Source organism: Dyella sp. SG609 (genome assembly GCF_012275375.1).
Lineage (GTDB): Bacteria > Pseudomonadota > Gammaproteobacteria > Xanthomonadales > Rhodanobacteraceae > Dyella_D > Dyella_D marensis.
In genome coordinates this window covers 1-16080 of record NZ_JAAZQJ010000020.1, presented here as the reverse complement: position 1 = coordinate 16080, position 16080 = coordinate 1, and the positions used below count along the sequence as shown (strand labels likewise).

Annotated in this window: 17 protein-coding genes; 9 read left to right on the top strand and 8 right to left on the bottom strand. The window is 60.0% G+C overall.

Annotated features, from left to right (window positions below):
- Positions 1–47: 47 nt before the first annotated feature.
- Positions 48–674, bottom strand: coding sequence for a CPBP family intramembrane glutamic endopeptidase (locus FHW85_RS21850; protein WP_168649647.1), 627 nt, complete (start codon positions 672–674; stop codon positions 48–50).
- A 250-nt stretch (positions 675–924) separates the two neighbouring features.
- On the opposite strand from FHW85_RS21850, the gene FHW85_RS21845 reads away from it, so the two are divergent.
- On the top strand, positions 925–1698 hold the full coding sequence (locus FHW85_RS21845; protein ID WP_168649646.1) for a hypothetical protein: 774 nt from the start codon (positions 925–927) through the stop codon (positions 1696–1698).
- Between the two features lie 181 nt (positions 1699–1879).
- Positions 1880–2779 (top strand): NmrA family NAD(P)-binding protein, encoded by a 900-nt coding sequence (locus FHW85_RS21840; protein WP_168649645.1) that lies wholly within the window; start codon positions 1880–1882, stop codon positions 2777–2779.
- 160 nt (positions 2780–2939) lie between these two features.
- On the opposite strand, the gene FHW85_RS21835 is transcribed toward FHW85_RS21840, so the two are convergent.
- Entirely contained in the window at positions 2940–3914 is a 975-nt protein-coding gene (locus FHW85_RS21835; RefSeq protein WP_168649644.1) for an NmrA/HSCARG family protein, read from the bottom strand.
- A 108-nt stretch (positions 3915–4022) separates the two neighbouring features.
- Between FHW85_RS21835 and FHW85_RS21830 the strand changes: the two genes are divergently transcribed.
- Positions 4023–4964, top strand: coding sequence for a LysR family transcriptional regulator (locus tag FHW85_RS21830; RefSeq protein ID WP_168649643.1), 942 nt, complete (start codon positions 4023–4025; stop codon positions 4962–4964).
- 20 nt (positions 4965–4984) lie between these two features.
- Here the strand turns inward: FHW85_RS21830 and FHW85_RS21825 are convergent, their stop codons facing one another.
- The 3 genes from FHW85_RS21825 to FHW85_RS22590 all read right to left on the bottom strand — a co-directional run bounded on the left by FHW85_RS21825 (position 4985) and on the right by FHW85_RS22590 (position 6627).
- Complete coding sequence (locus FHW85_RS21825; RefSeq protein WP_168649642.1) at positions 4985–5653, bottom strand: DUF998 domain-containing protein; 669 nt, start codon at positions 5651–5653, stop codon at positions 4985–4987.
- Positions 5654–5745: 92 nt separating this feature from the next.
- On the bottom strand, positions 5746–6183 hold the full coding sequence (locus tag FHW85_RS22230; RefSeq protein WP_210427888.1) for a hypothetical protein: 438 nt from the start codon (positions 6181–6183) through the stop codon (positions 5746–5748).
- Positions 6184–6231: 48 nt separating this feature from the next.
- Complete coding sequence (locus FHW85_RS22590) at positions 6232–6627, bottom strand: hypothetical protein (RefSeq protein WP_343203726.1); 396 nt, start codon at positions 6625–6627, stop codon at positions 6232–6234.
- Between the two features lie 59 nt (positions 6628–6686).
- Here FHW85_RS22590 and FHW85_RS21810 point away from each other — a divergent pair, with 59 nt between their 5' ends.
- Complete coding sequence (locus FHW85_RS21810) at positions 6687–7697, top strand: alpha/beta hydrolase (RefSeq protein WP_210427887.1); 1011 nt, start codon at positions 6687–6689, stop codon at positions 7695–7697.
- A gap of 55 nt (positions 7698–7752) precedes the next feature.
- Here FHW85_RS21810 and FHW85_RS21805 read toward each other — a convergent pair whose 3' ends face one another.
- Complete coding sequence (locus FHW85_RS21805) at positions 7753–8586, bottom strand: oxidoreductase (RefSeq protein ID WP_168649640.1); 834 nt, start codon at positions 8584–8586, stop codon at positions 7753–7755.
- A 96-nt stretch (positions 8587–8682) separates the two neighbouring features.
- Here FHW85_RS21805 and FHW85_RS21800 point away from each other — a divergent pair, with 96 nt between their 5' ends.
- The 5 genes from FHW85_RS21800 to FHW85_RS21780 all read left to right on the top strand — a co-directional run bounded on the left by FHW85_RS21800 (position 8683) and on the right by FHW85_RS21780 (position 13628).
- Positions 8683–9648, top strand: coding sequence for an AraC family transcriptional regulator (locus FHW85_RS21800; RefSeq protein ID WP_168649639.1), 966 nt, complete (start codon positions 8683–8685; stop codon positions 9646–9648).
- A 385-nt stretch (positions 9649–10033) separates the two neighbouring features.
- Positions 10034–11023, top strand: a complete 990-nt coding sequence (locus FHW85_RS21795) for a hypothetical protein (RefSeq protein ID WP_168649638.1) — start codon at positions 10034–10036, stop codon at positions 11021–11023.
- Positions 11020–12132 carry a hypothetical protein gene (locus FHW85_RS21790; RefSeq protein WP_210427886.1) on the top strand — a complete coding sequence of 371 codons (1113 nt, stop codon included), beginning with the start codon at positions 11020–11022 and terminating at the stop codon, positions 12130–12132. Before FHW85_RS21795 ends, FHW85_RS21790 begins: the two co-directional genes overlap by 4 nt.
- On the top strand, positions 12129–12818 hold the full coding sequence (locus FHW85_RS21785; RefSeq protein WP_168649636.1) for a hypothetical protein: 690 nt from the start codon (positions 12129–12131) through the stop codon (positions 12816–12818). The genes FHW85_RS21790 and FHW85_RS21785 overlap by 4 nt, the downstream gene beginning before the upstream one ends.
- Before the next feature lie 198 nt (positions 12819–13016).
- Complete coding sequence (locus FHW85_RS21780) at positions 13017–13628, top strand: hypothetical protein (protein WP_168649635.1); 612 nt, start codon at positions 13017–13019, stop codon at positions 13626–13628.
- Positions 13629–13683: 55 nt separating this feature from the next.
- Here FHW85_RS21780 and trbJ read toward each other — a convergent pair whose 3' ends face one another.
- Both trbJ and trbL read right to left on the bottom strand, forming a co-directional pair.
- Complete coding sequence (trbJ, locus tag FHW85_RS21775) at positions 13684–14430, bottom strand: P-type conjugative transfer protein TrbJ (protein ID WP_168649634.1); 747 nt, start codon at positions 14428–14430, stop codon at positions 13684–13686.
- Positions 14431–14433: 3 nt separating this feature from the next.
- Positions 14434–15927: a P-type conjugative transfer protein TrbL gene (gene trbL, locus FHW85_RS21770; RefSeq protein WP_168649633.1), complete on the bottom strand. Its 1494-nt coding sequence runs from the start codon at positions 15925–15927 to the stop codon at positions 14434–14436.
- Positions 15928–16080 lie beyond the last annotated feature (153 nt).

Sequence of the window (16080 nt, the reverse complement as noted above, 5' to 3'; positions counted from 1 at the left end):
TGAGAGCCTTCGCAACCCATAGTGACTGAATTCGCCACCTCTGTCCGCTACAGGTAATGGAAATGCATCAAGGTGAACGCGCTCATATCGGCCCAGGCATGAAAGCTGATCGCGTACCAAAGATTGGCCGGCCAGCGGCAACGCATGGCGCCCGCGAACAGGGCGAACACCAGGGCATTGGCGACGCCGAAGCGGCCGAGCTGCCAGTGGTAAGCGGCGAATACGAGTGCGGTCAGGGCGAAAGCCAGCAAGGTGCGCCAGCGTGAGCCCGGCAGGTGACGCAACAGCGCGTCGTACAGGAAGCCGCGGAATACCAGTTCCTCGTAGAAGCCGCCGATCAGCCACGCCAGGGCGAGGGCGATCACGTAGCCGGAAAGATGGTCGCGTACGAACGCGAAGTCGGACAGGTCAGGCAGCTCGCCCAGCGCAAGGGCAAGCGCCGGGCCGATCACGCTGTAGTTGACGACGGCGTAAGCTACCCCGAGCGCTCCGCCGACGATCAGCGGAATGACGCCGAAACCCCGCCAACCGAAGCCGACGTCGGCCCAGCGGAGCTGCCGGTAGCGCAGCATGGCCGTGCAAAGTCCCAAGCCAAGCGCCGGATAAAGCAACATCGGCACGCCCAGATGAGGGGCGGCCAGCACGCAGGCCGTACCGAGGGCGATCAAGGGCACCCGGGGAAGCCGCCTTCGATTTGCGCGAACGCTATCCACTCGCAAGGCTCCGAATGATCAGGCAATGGGAGATAGGGAGAGGGATGTGCCGGGCCGGCTTTGACCACCCCCGTCCCCGATATCGCAACATTGCCGCAGCCCATGTCGATTTTGGAAGCTCCCGTTCGTCGCCTGGATAAGCGGCCCGGGGGAACGACCGCCGCGACCATGAACCCGACCGCATAAACGGCCCAACCGAGAGGACACGACCATGCGTACGACGATGCGGAAAACGATGGCAATGAAGTGCGCCGGCAGGCTCGCCGCCCAACGGATGGCGTGCGCCGTGCTGGCCATGCTGGGCGTGACCGGCGCCGTGGTGCAAGCGGCTGAAACCTATCCCCGCATGGCCTCCGTCGATGCCTATCTGATGGACCGCGCCCAGGAAATCGCCCTGGCCAGAAGCGCCGCGCCCGCTTCCATTTCCAAGGATGCGACCGTTCTGGTGCTCACTCGCACCGGCTATGAAACCGCCGTAAAGGGCAGCAACGGCTTCGTCTGCTGGGTGGCGCGGGGATTCAGCGGCGCGCCGGACTGGCCTGAGCGATGGAATCCGAAAATCCGCGCCGCCGGCTGCGACAACCCGCAGGCCGCGCGCACCGTCACCCCGATCGCCAAGCTTCGTACGGCGATGACTCTTGCCGGCCGTAGCGACGCCGATATCGCCAAGCGCATCAAGGCCGCCGTGCGCAGCAAGGAAATCGCGCCGCTGGAGCCGGGCGCCATGTGCTACATGATGTCCAAATCCTCCTATTTGTCGGAGGACGGCGAACACGATATGGCGCACGTCATGTTCTACGTGCCATTCAAGGACGGCGCCAGCTGGGGAGCCAATGCCGATGGCTCGCCCATCTTCGGCGGCAACTATTGGTTCTTCGCGCCGGACCATCAGGCCCAGGCCGCCGAACTGCCGCCGCTGTCGGTATTGCTGGTCGGGGTCGCCACCTGGTCCGACGGCACGCCTGCCGGCACGCACCCGATGTAATTGCTAAAACACCCCGGCCTCGAGCAGGCCGGGGTGTTCTGGTCTGATCCTGGCTTTGAAAAGCATGCGTGCTAGAGCCTCTTAGCCAGGCACGCCGACCACGCTATGACATGGGCTGCTTTTGACAGAGAGGCCACGACGGCAGCGCTAACGTGTTCCGCCGCAGAACGGAGCAGCTCGTATGCATATCATTCTCGGTGGTACGGGGCACGTCGGGTCGGCGGCGGCGAAGCGGCTGCTCGAGATGGGCGAGCCGGTTACGGTCGTCTCGCACACGGGTAGCCAACGATACGAATGGGAACGGCGCGGCGCCAGGTTTGAGGTGGCGGACGTCTTCGATACCGAGGCACTGCGCGACGTATTTCGAACAGGCAAGCGTGCATTCCTGCTTAATCCACCGGCCGATCCGTCGACCGATACGGATGCGCAGGAGAAACGCAGCGCCGCCGCCATTCTGGATGCATTGGACGGTTCCGGATTGGAGCAGGTGGTGGCCGAGTCGACCATGGGCGCACAGCCCGGTGAGCGCCTCGGAGACTTGAGCGTGCTCCACGATTTCGAGCAGGCCCTGCGCCGCCAGCCTGTGCCGGTCGCCGTGATCCGCGCCGCGTATTACATGAGCAATTGGGATGCGTCTTTGGAAATGGCCATCAACGAAGGCCATCTCGCATCGATGTATCCCGCCGACCTGGCCATGCCGATGGTCGCGCCGGAAGACTTGGGCAGGGCCGCGGCCCGGCTGCTTACTGCACCGCGGGGCGAATCCGGCATCCACTATGTCGAAGGACCGGAGCGCTACTCGCCCAACGACGTCGCGGCTGCCTTTGCCGCGGCGATCGGCAAGCCGGTGGCGGTGAAAGTCATTCCGCGCGACCAGTGGGAAGCCACGTATCGCCAGCTTGGATTCTCGAAGGCCGCTGCCGCGTCGTATGCGCGGATGACCGCGGTCAGCCTGGATGGGGATTTCGAACGTCCAGCGTCGCCTGAGCGTGGCACGGTGACGTTGCAGGACTACATCGATGAGCTGGTTGACCGGGCGGCCCGGCAATCCGCAAGGACCGCCGGCTCGCACCGCTCCTGAGGATCGCCTGGTTGAATGCCGTACGGGCACGCGCGGCGGCGCTTCGCTTCGGCGCCCTCGCATAAATCGACCGTCGAATGGCGGGTGCTGTTCGATGCCATTCGACGGTCATGCGGAATGGCTCCCGCAAGCATCTAAGCCCGATGACGGTCCGCATTTGCTATGCGGCAGCGCCATAGTCCCTGGCCTCGCCCTGCCAGCCGCTTTGCTGCAGGAACTGCTGCCAGGTCAGTGCGCGCGGGTCGATGCGTCGGCTCCAGGCAAGATCGCGTCCAGGAGCGTAGTAGCCATACTCGACGGCGTACTCCACCATGCCTACCGTTTCGTCCACGAGCCAAGGGTTGCTGCCGAACGCAGGGAAGTGCCGCAGCAGCTCATCCCGGGTATAGGCGGAGGCGTAATGCGCCGCCTGCCCGGAGACGCGAACGAAGGCGTCCACAATCTGTCGTGCCGTCAGGATCTCGCCGATCACCGGCAGGACTTCGCCCGCGTACTTCTCCGGATGATCGAATATCTCCAGTACGGCGGGCCCGGTCGCGGTAAGCGGATCGACGAACGGCATGGGCACGTCGGGTGGCAGATAGATGGCGAAGCTCAGGCTGCCATCGGCCTGGCGCGCGGGGACGTAGTACTCCAGGAAATTGCTGTAGAAGAACGCCAGGTAGATGAAAGAGCTGCGCAGCGGCAGCGAGCGGATGTGCTCTTCCACCTGTGCCTTCTCGGTGAAGTGCGGCGCCCATTTGGCGCCCCTGGTTCGCGCATGGACGTTTTCCAGGCCGCTCCACACGACGTGCCCGACGCCTGCGGCGTTGGCCGCATCGGCCAACTCCCGCCCCAGCGCCAGCTCGGGCTGGCCCGGCGGCGGTACTGGCATGGTCGGCGGAGTCATCAGAAAGGCGCCGTGGGAGCCGCGCATGGCGGCGGTCAGCTCCGCCTGCCGGCCAGGCTCCAATGGCGCCACGACGACTTCCGCGCCGCGCTCGGCCAGTTGGCGCATCAGCGGGCTGTCGGTGCGCCGGGCCAGTGCGCGTACGCGGTAGCGGCCGCTCGCCAGCAAGGCCGCGGCAACGCTGCGCCCCTGTTTGCTGGCCGCACCGGCGACAGTGATAAGAGGTTTCTGCGAGGCGAGGGACATGGCGTTCTCCTGGAGTAAGCGGGGCACTCATGGTGCGAATGAGCGTCTACTCTCGGATCTGGATAGCCATTTGTGAAATTGCATCTTTGTTGGCCTAGTATCCATGCCATGAATACCAAGCGCCTGGATCTCAATCTGCTGGTCACGCTGGAAGCCCTGCTGGTGGAGCAGAACGTGACCAGGGCGGCGAGCCGCCTGCATCTGAGCCAGCCGGCGGTGAGCGCGCAGCTCGGCCGCCTGCGCGACATGTTCGACGATCCGCTGCTGGTTCCGGCCCAAAGAGGCATGACGCCTACGGCCAAGGCGCTGGACCTGCTGGAGCCACTGCGCCAGGCTCTGGATCAGGTACGCGCTGCCGTTGCGCAGCACGGCAACTTCGATCCCGCGCGGGCACGGCTGACGGTGAACATCGCCTGCACCGATTATCTTCAGGTTGCGCTGGCGCAGCCGCTGATCCTGGCGCTGCGCGACCGCGCGCCCGGTGTGCGCGTGGCGTTGCGGAGTCTGGACATACTGCAGCTGGAAACGCAGCTGGCGCGAGGCGAGGTCGACCTGGCGCTGACGACGCCGGGCGCCGCGGCGCCCGGCCTGCGAGCGCGGCATCTGTTCGACGAGCGCTACGTATTGATCGGAAGGCGAGGGCATCCACGGCTGCGCAGAAACCTCACCGTCGAGAAATTCGCCCAGCTGGAGCACGTCGTCGTATCGCTGCGCGGCGGCGGCTTCGTCACGCCGGTGGACCATGCGCTGGCGGCGCTTGGCTACGAGCGCCGCGTGGTGCTGTCGGCGGCGTCGTTTCTGTTTCTTCCGCAGATCGTGGCGCAGTCCGATTTCGTGGCGCTGGTGCCGCAGCAACTGGTACGCGATCGCGCCGGCGAGCTCAAGATCGTCGAATGCCCCTTTCCCGTGCCGGGCTTCGACGTGGGCATGGTATGGCACGAGCGCAACCAGGGTCATCAGGGCCAGCGCTGGGTGCGCGAGGCGCTGGTCGAGCTCGTGGCCGGCCGGCTTGGAACCCGCGGCCGAAGGCCGTTGGGAGTTCAACGCTGATCGGGTTCACTGGTGGCCCGCTACCGATCGGCCGCGAGTTTCCCGCCAGCCTGCTGGCGCGGCGCCGCCCGCAATCGAAAAGACAAGGCGAACAGCCACGCCAGCAGCACTACGACAAAAAACCGGTTCGCCAGGCCATACGGCATCCCCTTGTGCAAGGTGAGGAACTGGATGACGAATCCGGCCAATATCAGGGAAGTCAGGATCCAGGCGGTTCGCCGATAGGAGCGCCACGCCGGATGCATGCCGAAACTCACGGAGAGCAGGATGGTTGCGATGAGTAGGCTTCCGACATTCACCAGGAAGCTCATGTCGTGGATGGCGCCCGTTGGCGTGGATGGCGCGCCGGGTGCATCCGTGGGATATATGGCCGAGACGACCAGCCCGATCGCCGCGACGACCAGCAGAAATATCGCCAGCAAGGCGATAACGGAGCGCAGGCCATCGGTATAGAGCGCCGCTGCAAGCATCAGCAAGCCGCAGCTCATCGCCAGGAACCAGCTGGTCATGACCCAGCCATACCGGCCCACGGCGTAGTTGCTGATGAAGTTGCTGGCCGGGGCGTAATCGGGCCGCAGGAAGTGCAGTGTCAAAAGAGCCACGGCGGCGTAGACGAAACAGGCCATGGCAAGGCTTGCAAAGACGGCGGGCGCCGAGCGCGGCGCCTTCCCGGCGTTCTCTATGGCCATCGTCCAATCTCCTGGCTTTTGCGTTTGATGGGTAGAACTTCCCTTCGATCTGCAGCCACCCTTGACGGGGCCGCCCGTTGCCGAAGCGCAGCCTATTTCTCCCGGCAATTGGGCCCATACCAGGCGTTGTTCGTCGTATCCAGGTTCGCGTCCATCATGGATGCGCTGCACACCGGGAACCGCGTATCGCCGTTGCGCCGGATGCTGCGCGCCTTCATGTCCGCATCGTTCTGCGCCTGCGCGTCGGCCTGGTCCTGGCGCCGCATGTCGACCTTCATCATGCAGTTGGCAAATTGATCCGTTCCGGGCTGATAGCCGTAGCCGGCGCATCTGGCCTGGTCGGAGGCGCGTTGCTGCTCGGGGTTGACGGCGGCGCAACCGGTGGTGGCGCCGAAGACGAATACCAGAAGCATCAAGACGTATCTGCGCATATCCCCTCCCTTGGTGGCATGGAAACAAAACGCTTCTTGCTGCTGCGAACGCGAGGCTTCGCGTTGCCGCCATGAGCTTAGCCGCTCGCTGGCACGCATGGCACGTGCCAGGGCGCAGGCGCCGCGGCCCCGCGCGCGTCTCTCAGGTTATGGCGCGGTGCTCGCCGTCAAAGAGGCGTCATCCATGGGAGGAAGCGGGCGGCCGGCGATCTCCTCCGCTTCCTGCCTCGAAAGCCCAAGTGCAAGCAGCAGCTCGGCCGCTGCCCTTTCCGGCAAATGATCCGTGTTGAAGGGAGGGAGCGGGAGGGGCGTGGCGGGCCATTCGTTCGATGGCGCCAGGTGCAGCCAGACCGATATGGACGCGAGCACGATGCCGCCGGCGACCACGAAGCTCATCAGTGGATCGTCGCCGCGAAACCGCTTCGCCTCGATACCTCTCTGGATGTCGCGCAGCAGCCGCTGACCCAGTCCGCGGGTAAGGACGCGGGTCTTAATGAGGAATTGCCCCGCAGCGGCTCTCTTTGCGCCCGGAGCATGGCGTATCGCATCATGCCCTCTGATACACGAAAATATTTGCCGCGTCCGGCCGACCTAAAGAACTCGTGAACGCCAGATCCTTACGTATACGCCAAGCCATCGCCACGGCCTTTCTCTTTCTTGGGATCGCTTGCGTAGCGAGCTGGCCACATGCCGCGCGAGCAAGAACTCATCATCACGAAGCGGGCGATGCCAAAAGCCGGCCCGAAGAAAATTGCTACGATCCGCATGACTCCAACGATATAAGGCTGTGGGATGGAGCCGCCCCCGGCGCCGCGGGCGATGACCCGTGCCGGGATATTCCCTTCCTCAGAATCTTTCCAGGGCGAACCACGGGGAACTCCGCGCACGCCGCCATCATCGTTATTCCAGGCGGGGGCTACGATCGTCTAAGTGATCGCAAGGAACAGGAGCCCGTCGCGGAGTATTTTTCCCGTGAGTTGGGAGTGACCGCCTTCGTTCTCTACTATCGATTGGTTCAGCGAGATGGCACTTACCGCTACCCGGTGCCCATGTGGGATGCGCAGAGAGCGTTGAGGCTCGTGCGATACCGCTCATCTCAATTCGGCATTGACCCGTCGAAGATCGGCCTGTTCGGTTTCTCCGCGGGCGGGCATCTCGCCGCTACGATCGCTGTGCACGCTGCATCAAACTTCGGCTTACCCGTTCGAGACGGCATCGACTCTGTCGATGCCCGCCCCAGCTTTCTGGGGTTGGGTTATCCGGTCATTTCGATGTTGCCGGATCAGTTTGCGTCGCCCAACTCGCTTCATCATCTGCTGGAAGGATACCAAGGGCGTGAGAAGGCTCGGCTGGAGCAATATCTCTCCGCCCAGCTAAACATCCCGCCCGGGCTATCGCCGGTGTTCCTCTTCGAGAGCTTGGATGACAAGCAGATCAGCGCCGAGAACAGCGTGATGTTTGCGCAGGCTTTGCGCGATGCAGGGACGCCTGCCGAGGTCCACCTGTTTCCCCAAGGCGTCCATGGCGCTGGCCTGGCAAACGGCATTCCGGATGAGGAAAAGTGGCCCGGCATGTTCCGGAGCTGGATGATGGAGCACGGGTTTGTTCGTTGAGTGACCATTTGTGGGCGGGGTTTGACTGCGCGGCATGGCCATTCGGCGTGCCGCATCAGCCATCCGTCGAGCGGGTAACGGTTTCCCACTGATTGATTTCTTCGGCAAGCGATGCCCATTTTTGTCGTACCAGATCGATCGCATCGCTTCCAAGCAGCAGGTGAGCCGGAGGCGAATCGCTGGCGATGATCTGCAGCATGGCCCGCGCTGCTTTCGAGGGATCCCCAAGCTGTTTTCCGCTCTTTTGGTGACGGGCCTCGCGGATGGGGTCAAACATCCCGTCATAGTCGGCAATGGAGCGCGGCGTACGGATCATCGAGCGTCCCGCCCAGTCCGTGCGGAACGATCCGGGGGCCACGGCCGTTACCGTAATGCCGAACGGCTTCACTTCTTTGCCGACGGATTCGGAGATCCCTTCCAGGGCGAACTTGCTGCCGCAGTAGTAGGAGATGCCCGGCAGCGTGATATGTCCGCCCATCGAAGTGATATTGAGGATGTGTCCGTTACGGCGGTCGCGCATGTAAGGCAATACGGCCTTCATCATGGCCACGGCGCCAAAGACGTTCACATCGAACTGCCGCCGCATGTCCGCCAATGGCGATTCCTCAAAAATGCCCTCGTGGCCGTATCCCGCGTTATTGACCAGCACGTCCACCGGCCCCACGGTTCGCTCGATGTCGGCAACGACCGCATCGATGGCATCGAAGTCGGTGACATCGAGAATGCGTGCCGTGGCATTTTCGGCCGCGAGCGCCTCGAACTCGCGGCGTGCCTGCTCGCTTCGAACGGTTCCAATGACGCGATGCCCGGTGCCCAGGGCATCAACGGCAAGAGCTCTGCCGAAGCCACTGCTGACCCCGGTAATCAGCAAAGTCTTGCTTGACGACATGGCGGCTGCTCCTATGGATGGCGAATGTGGCTTGCACAATAGCTGCCGATAGGGGCATCTTTTACGCCGAAAAATCTCAATCTATTGCCTATTCCTATGATCCGTCGTGTCGCGCTGAAAGATCTCGCTCCGGCAGATGAAGGCCGGCGTATCGCCGACCTTGCCCGGCGATTGGCGCCGCAGGAGGGGTATAACCTCACGGCATTGCCTGGCGTGCGCGTTCTGCGCTCGGATCGGCCCCTGAGTCGTACGCCAGTCCTGTACGACCCCGGCATCGTGATCGTGTGCCAAGGATGCAAGCGCGGGTACTTTGGCAACCAGGTCTTTGTTTACGACGAGCAGCATTACCTGGCGGTTGCCGTGCCTGTCCCGTTCACCATGGAATCCGACGGCACCCCCGGGCGCCCGCTGCTGGCGATCTATATGCATCTGGACTTCCAGATGGCCGCCGATCTGATGATCGAGATTGCGCAGCATCCATCGCTTACGGCCAGGAATGCGCCGCAAAGCATGATGTCCAGCCCCATGGATCCTGCGCTGAGTGCATCCGTCCTGCGATTCCTTGAGGCCATGGGCCAGCCTTTGGATGCAGTGGTTCTCGGGCCGGGTCTCTTGCGTGAAATCTATTTCCGCGTGCTCACCGGCGCGCAGGGTGCCGCGTTGCGCTCAGCATTGGGAATGCAGGGGCAATTCGGCAAGATCGGCAAGGCTCTTCGCTATATTCATGCCGCCTATGCGCAGCCGATTAATTTGGCGCAGCTGGCCCGCGAGGCCGAGATGAGCGTTCCCGCGTTCCATAGCCACTTCAGGTCGGTCACCCGGACATCGCCGATGCAGTACCTGAAATCGACGCGACTGCATCAAGCCCGTCTGTTGATGGTGCGCCAGGGGATGACGGCGGAAGCAGCCGGCTACGCAGTGGGGTATGCGAGCGCCTCGCAGTTCAACCGGGAATTCAAGCGCCTCTTCGGACTTCCGCCAGTGGCTGAAGTGAAGCGCATGAGGAACGACTTTGCGGTGCCTCCCGCGCAGGCGGCATCGGATTTTGTTTCGTCGCATTGAGCGAGGTGGTCGGTTTAGAGAGCAGAACCGCAAAGCCACATAATTGATGGTGGGCCCACCAGGATTCGAACCTGGAACCAAGGGATTATGAGTCTGGCCGAATCACCGGTTTGCTAGGGTAATCGTTAGATATCTAGCGAAAGATATAGTAATGCTTAGTCCTTTAAAAACATGAGTTTACAGCAATCTATCGCAACCCGTGATTGTTCCGCGCTGTACCTCTGTTGTACCTCAGAACGGCAGCCGCTAGGCTGCAGACGGGCTTAGATCGCCCTGTCTCCAAGCCCCCCAGTAAAACTAGGTTAGGGAAGGCCTGGGCACGAGCAATGCCGCCGAACACGCAATGGAACGGGCTAGCAAAGCCGATATGTAGGACGAGGGGACCGTGTCTGAGACGAACAACACTGCAGAGATCGCAGCAAAGATATCCAAGGACATCTTTAAGCACTTCCATTGGCAGAAGAACAATCTCCACGACTCCAACTTCTCGTGTGTCAATAAGAACCACGTAGGAGTTGGCAAGAAAGAGAAGCAGTCACACCCGACTGACGTGGTCTTCCACTACACCGATCCTTATTCAGGTCGGCGCGTGTATCTGAATACCGATCTAAAGAGTTACGGCACGGACTCGATCACGTCCACCAAACTGCGAACGGCATTCAAGTCACTGTCGATGACGGTGGGATGCGCCTCCGAGTCTGAGGATTGGCGAACAAAGCACTTAATTGACTCCAGCGAACCCTACGAGGTGAGGGGATTGCTCTTCGTCTACAACCACGATAACGGGTACGACAAACCGTTCTATCAAGCCATAGACAAAGTCGATCTCAAACACCTGGACATGTCTTCGGGCTTGATACTTCACTTTCTCGGCCCCCATGACCTGCAGCGGCTCTACAGCATTGCGAACGACATGATCCGGCTGAAGGTAGAAGGTGAACTTGGCTCTAACTACACCTTTTACTACCCGGATCTTGTTCTCGTACGTCGCCAAGGCGAAATCTGGCACCAGCCGGCCACGGTCGAAAGCTTAACCGGCCCCTTCACGATCATCAGGCATACCAGTACGGGATCGGAGCGAGGATGCTTGATCTACTACAACCGGGAGGGCAACACCGTTGAGGAGTTTGAGTACTTCCTCGATTGCCTCTCGCGTTACCAGCTTCTCGACGCCGAAGAGAGCATAAGAATTCGAGTCACAAACCCCGCGGCGGACAGCAACCTAAAGTCAGTCTTCGGTGCCGCAAAGGTTAAATACGCTAAGGCATGGGGGTTCGATAGTGTCCGGGCCGCAATCCTCGACAAGATCGATATCGACCGAATCACTAGCGTAACCAGCACCTATAACCCTGGCGATGTAGGTTGGCGCACATGAAAAGGAAGCACGGTCCTTCGCTTTACTACGCCACAGACAAAAACGTGTTCGACGCATTGAACCAGCATAAGGTTGATATGCCGACCGTGCTCAAGCTTTTCGAGCGAAGAAACATCGTAGTTAGCTCGAAGACTCCTCGCGATGTGCTCGCACGATACTTTGCGAGACTGACCCATGATTATTTCGACCACCAAAACATTGCCGCTCGACTTGGCATCTCTCCTCGCAGAGAACGAACGACATCTATTGATATCGCTGGCATTCCTAGCGACAGCGATAAGGATGAGAAGCTTCGCGAGGTGATCGACAAGATCAAGGGTCAGATTGAGAGCGACGGAAGCATCCTTCACATCAAACGGTCAGAAAGCACCGTTTACTTGGAGATTCAGTATTCGGTAATTGACTACAAGCGAACCGAATTCACGCAGGTGCAACACCGAGACGGCGTGATCGAGTGGTCGCAAAGTGCCGATGGCTTCACCATTCGAAACACGCAGAATGAGTTCATCAATAACATCCGCGATGAAATGCTTACGAACTTGGAGGCATCGATTGGCGCGAAGTTGATCCGCAAAGAGGTTTCCCTCTTTGACGTTCCGTCTTACGCGGAACGGTCCAAGTTTTTCTTGGATTTGATGAGCGACCTGCCTGGATTCTCCCGCAAGGACGTTACGGACGTTTACGTCTACAAGCCCAAACCCGACGCTTCGGACGACGACGAGGACGAAGACGGTGCCTCTAGTGAAGAAGATGCCCATGTTGAGAGGGTTTTTCTTCGCGGCAATGGCGTATCAAGATCTGAAATTCTCGGCAGCCTGGACAAGAAGGGTTACTACATAGTCAAAGCCGGCTGGCGTGCATCTAAAATTCTTGGCCAAGGCGAAGAATACGACCTGGAAGCAACCTTTGCAGATCCGAAAGATTGCACGGGATTCTCCTTCGTTGTGCGAGGTGTGTATCCAATCATTGACGGCAAGCTCTCCAGCAACCGCCGGTCGGCGAACATCGCAGAGGGCGCGGAGATGGCGCGAGTCATCGAGCGAAAGGCCTTAGAACTGGCGACGACCATCCGCACGAAGCACGCGGCCAATGGGACGCCTAAGACATGATGCGCTATCGATGGTATCGAGTGAGGCTACCATCAAGCCTCAAAAAGGTCACCCAAGCCTTAGCTGAGAGAGAGTTCGTCGACGACGCTCCGTTCGGCTTTTCTTTGCTTGAGGATGGCTCATCAGGGCGATTTCGATTCTGGTGGAAGACCCAAGTTGCCATAGCGCGCTTTGACGAAAACGGGGAGCCCTCCTTTGAGCAAGTCGCGTCCGTCAACTACATAGACTTTGAGCTTTTCCGCGCAGGGAAGCACCTCGTACTCAGAGTCGAGAACCCCGGCAGGAGTTGCCGCGATCTTCTAAATGCGATGGAGGTCGTCTTTGGCTATGGGTTCTATTGCAAGGCAATCACATTTGAAAGGCTCCATTACCCATCGTTCTTCAAGGGCTTCGGACCGGCAAACCTTGTGGGGCTCAAGGTCGTTGGGGCGCTCCCAAGCGAGGGACTTCTCGCACGAGTCGACTTGGTTTCCAAAGAAGGAATGCGCGAGCGTGAAATTCCGTTACTTCGCGGAATGAAATACAAAACGGAACAGGCAATTTTCGAGATTGTGTTCCATGGCACCAGAGGGCAGATCGCCATTACATCAAGCGGCCTAATACGGACCACGGGCCACCTAGCCCCCATGCTTTTGGATTTGGTCCAGCGATCTTTACCGGACTTGCTTGAATCCGAAGAAGAGTAGTTTTAGAGCTTGTGGCATTGCGGACGACAACGGCTGTAACCCGCAACCAGCGGCGGTCCACGACCCACATGCCCAAAAGAAAATTCATAGCGCTGCTCATGCATATGCCGACGGTATCAGCACCTACATGCAGCCACTTTTCAATCAACACCTTTCACCAAAAATTATTGGAGTGCCCCGATTGTGAAACCCTGGTCCATGATTTCCCCGGACGACATTGATGTCGTGGCCCCAGACGGCTCGGTGCGGTCCCGCGTTAAGGGTTACTTCTCGGGCAAACAGTTCATCATCGATGACATGACCGTAGACGTTCGAGAAGGTGATGAAATTCGCAGATCCCTTCCCAATGGCCGGGAAGAAGCATTCGTTGTGACCGATCCAAAGTTCTATAAGAACGGACACTTTGGCTCTCACTATCAAGTCTCCGTCGCTAGGCGGGGGGTATTCGACAAGTCTAGTGGCGATAAGTACACGATTAACGTCTCAGGGCATAATTCACGGGTGAATGTTGGCTCGACGGATAACTCATCCAACACGGTTGTACTTCAGAGCGAAGACCTTGCAGCTTTGTCTGAAGAGCTGAGCAGACTGCGTGAAGTCGTCGCGGCTAAAGCACATGATGCAGAGCACTACGTCGCTATGGGCTCTCTCGCTTCGGCAGAGCTTGCCGCCAAGGACGGGGACGCATCTAAAGTCTCCAAAGCACTATCCTCGCTAGGGAACGCGGGGCACTGGGTGCTCGACATGGCAAAGGACATCGGGGTGAAACTTGCCACCGAAACCATCAAGGAACAGCTAGGGTTGCCCTGATGCAAGGGCATCGACTATTGGCGACGATGCAATTGGATTTCAGGGCAAGAGCCTACTATTGGTGTCCCGATCCTACCGGCGGGACGTAAGGCGAAACCCCCTGCATAGGGTCAACATACTTCATAGCTTGCTGTTCGTTTGCCTCACTTACGGCCTGCGACTGAACCTGCTGTGCCTGATATGCAGTCTGCGACTGCATTTGGGCCATCATAAGTTGCCGCAACTCCTGGAGCTGGGATACCTGCGCCATCGCGATTTGGTTGCCGGCGTCGACCGCCGCCTTCTGGCCCAATGCACCGGATGCAGCGACGCGCAATCCGGCGATAGTCTGCTCCTCGTTGGCGAAATTCGCGTTCTGCACGCCGGCCGCATTGAGTGCACCCCGCATTGAGTCAAGAGCGGTCTGCGACCACTGCCGATAGGACGCGCCGTAGTCCGTGGACGTCTTGTAACCCGGAAACGTCGATTGGAACTGACCATTCACGCTCGCTGCCGAGTACGAGAGCGATTGCCCGGTCTGCGCCACATTGGCAAGCTGGTTAAGTGTGCCGCTCGCATCGGCCCACACCTGCTCCGGTAATGCTGCAGTGTTTTGCAGCATGTTTTTGTACATCTGAAGCTGGTAGGCGATCTGCTGCGCCTGATTAATGTTTGACTGTAGCGAACGCGCCGCCGTCAATATGTTCTGAGACAAGTTCGTCCCGTCGATTACTGCCCACTGCGCGAAAGCGATCTCGTCTCCGCCGACGCTGATGGCTATGAACAAGGCCAGCCTAGTCATACTTTTGATATGGCATTTCATTGCTCAATCCTCTCCATGCCCAATTCGGATCTCTGGAGACGATCCGCCGCCGCCGCCATCGTGCGGCATTGCCCGAACCAGGTCCGCCGCTGACGGTGACTGATAGGGCTTTCCGTTTGGGGTTGGTGTAGACGGCACTCCCGGCGGCGGCACATAGGCTGGCGTGCGCTCCATGTCCGCTGGGACCGCAGAGGGAGGCGGAGCGTACGTTGGCCGCGTACCACCTAAACCAGCACCGATGCCTCTTCCTTGAGCCGGCGATTGCGTTGCGGTTTCGACCCCTGGAGTGCTATTGGCAGCCGAGCTGTCTGATGCTCCCCCCGTAGAGCTTCCGCCAATCGGATCGGGGTTAGGTCGCCCGCTCCCCGGTGTTGCGCCAGCCGGTGGGGGCACTACGCTTGCCGATTTCGAAGCTGTTGCGCGCTCGTTGAACGATACTGCTGTCCGGCCGCCCACCGAGTTGCCAATGGCACTGCTGAGGCCACTGGATGACACGACCTCCCGAGACATACCGCCAACGGCCTTGCCGACGCCTTGCAGCATCGCCGGCGCGCCCGATGCGCCACCTGCCCGGGCTAAGCCTATGCCCGCATTCATCGCCTGAGCCGCACCGGCAATGGACGTGACGCCTCCCGTTACCGCAGCCGCGCTGCCCAAAGCCACGCCCGCTGCCGCGCCGGCCACGCCCGCCGTCGATGCCATCGCGGTGCCCGCCGACAGGCTCGCAGCGCCGCTCATCAACGACTGCGCGAAACTAGGTATCTGCCATGCAACCATTGCGTAGAGCAGTGCGCCGCCCGCCACGATCATGGACGTGTGGATAATGTCGCCAGACGAGTTGTTGAGCATTTGTGCCCATGTGCCCGTAAATTGCTGGCCTACTCCTACGATGAGCGTGATGACGAACAGCTTCACGCCGACACTCACGCCATAAGTGATGTACTTCTTTGTGAAGTCCGACGTAAACCGCGAGGCTCCAAACCCCAGAAACAAAATTCCTGCACCCGTGACAATGTATGACTCCACAAGCGTAACGAACATTTGGCCTGCAACAATCACAAAGGCGATCATCGTTATTAGCGCCGCAATTCCGCAGGGAAATGCGAGACCGATTCGGTCAGCGATGCCAAGATCAGAGAGACCGCCATAGATAGCCCATGCACAGTTCATCCCTATACCAACAATGGAAGTAGGACTAACCTCATGCACCCCTCCAGCGCTCTCTCCCGCCTGCTGAAATGACGCGACGACGTCCTGCATCCAGCCGGGTCCTTTCAGCAGAAGAACGTAAAAGAAGCCGATGGTCATGAGCTTTTTCGCGAACGTCGCTAAGAGCGTGTTGGGCGAATCCTTCTCAAGAGCGTAGGTGATTCCCGCCCACGCAAACTCAATTGCCGCCAATAGAGCAAAGAGATTCGTGGCGTAGCCTGTAAGCTTGGCCGCCCAACCCTGAGACGCTGAGTAGAACTGCGACGAAATGCAGTTGAAAACCCCCATGGTCGCTGCATTGGAAGCATTGCATACGACCGTCCCTAGCCCCGACGACGACGTACCCTGTGGTACGCCCCCGATTCCGTAGACACCTGATAGTGTCTATTGAGGATCGGAGGATCTATGACCAGCAAACGTTTCACCGACGAGTTCAAGGCT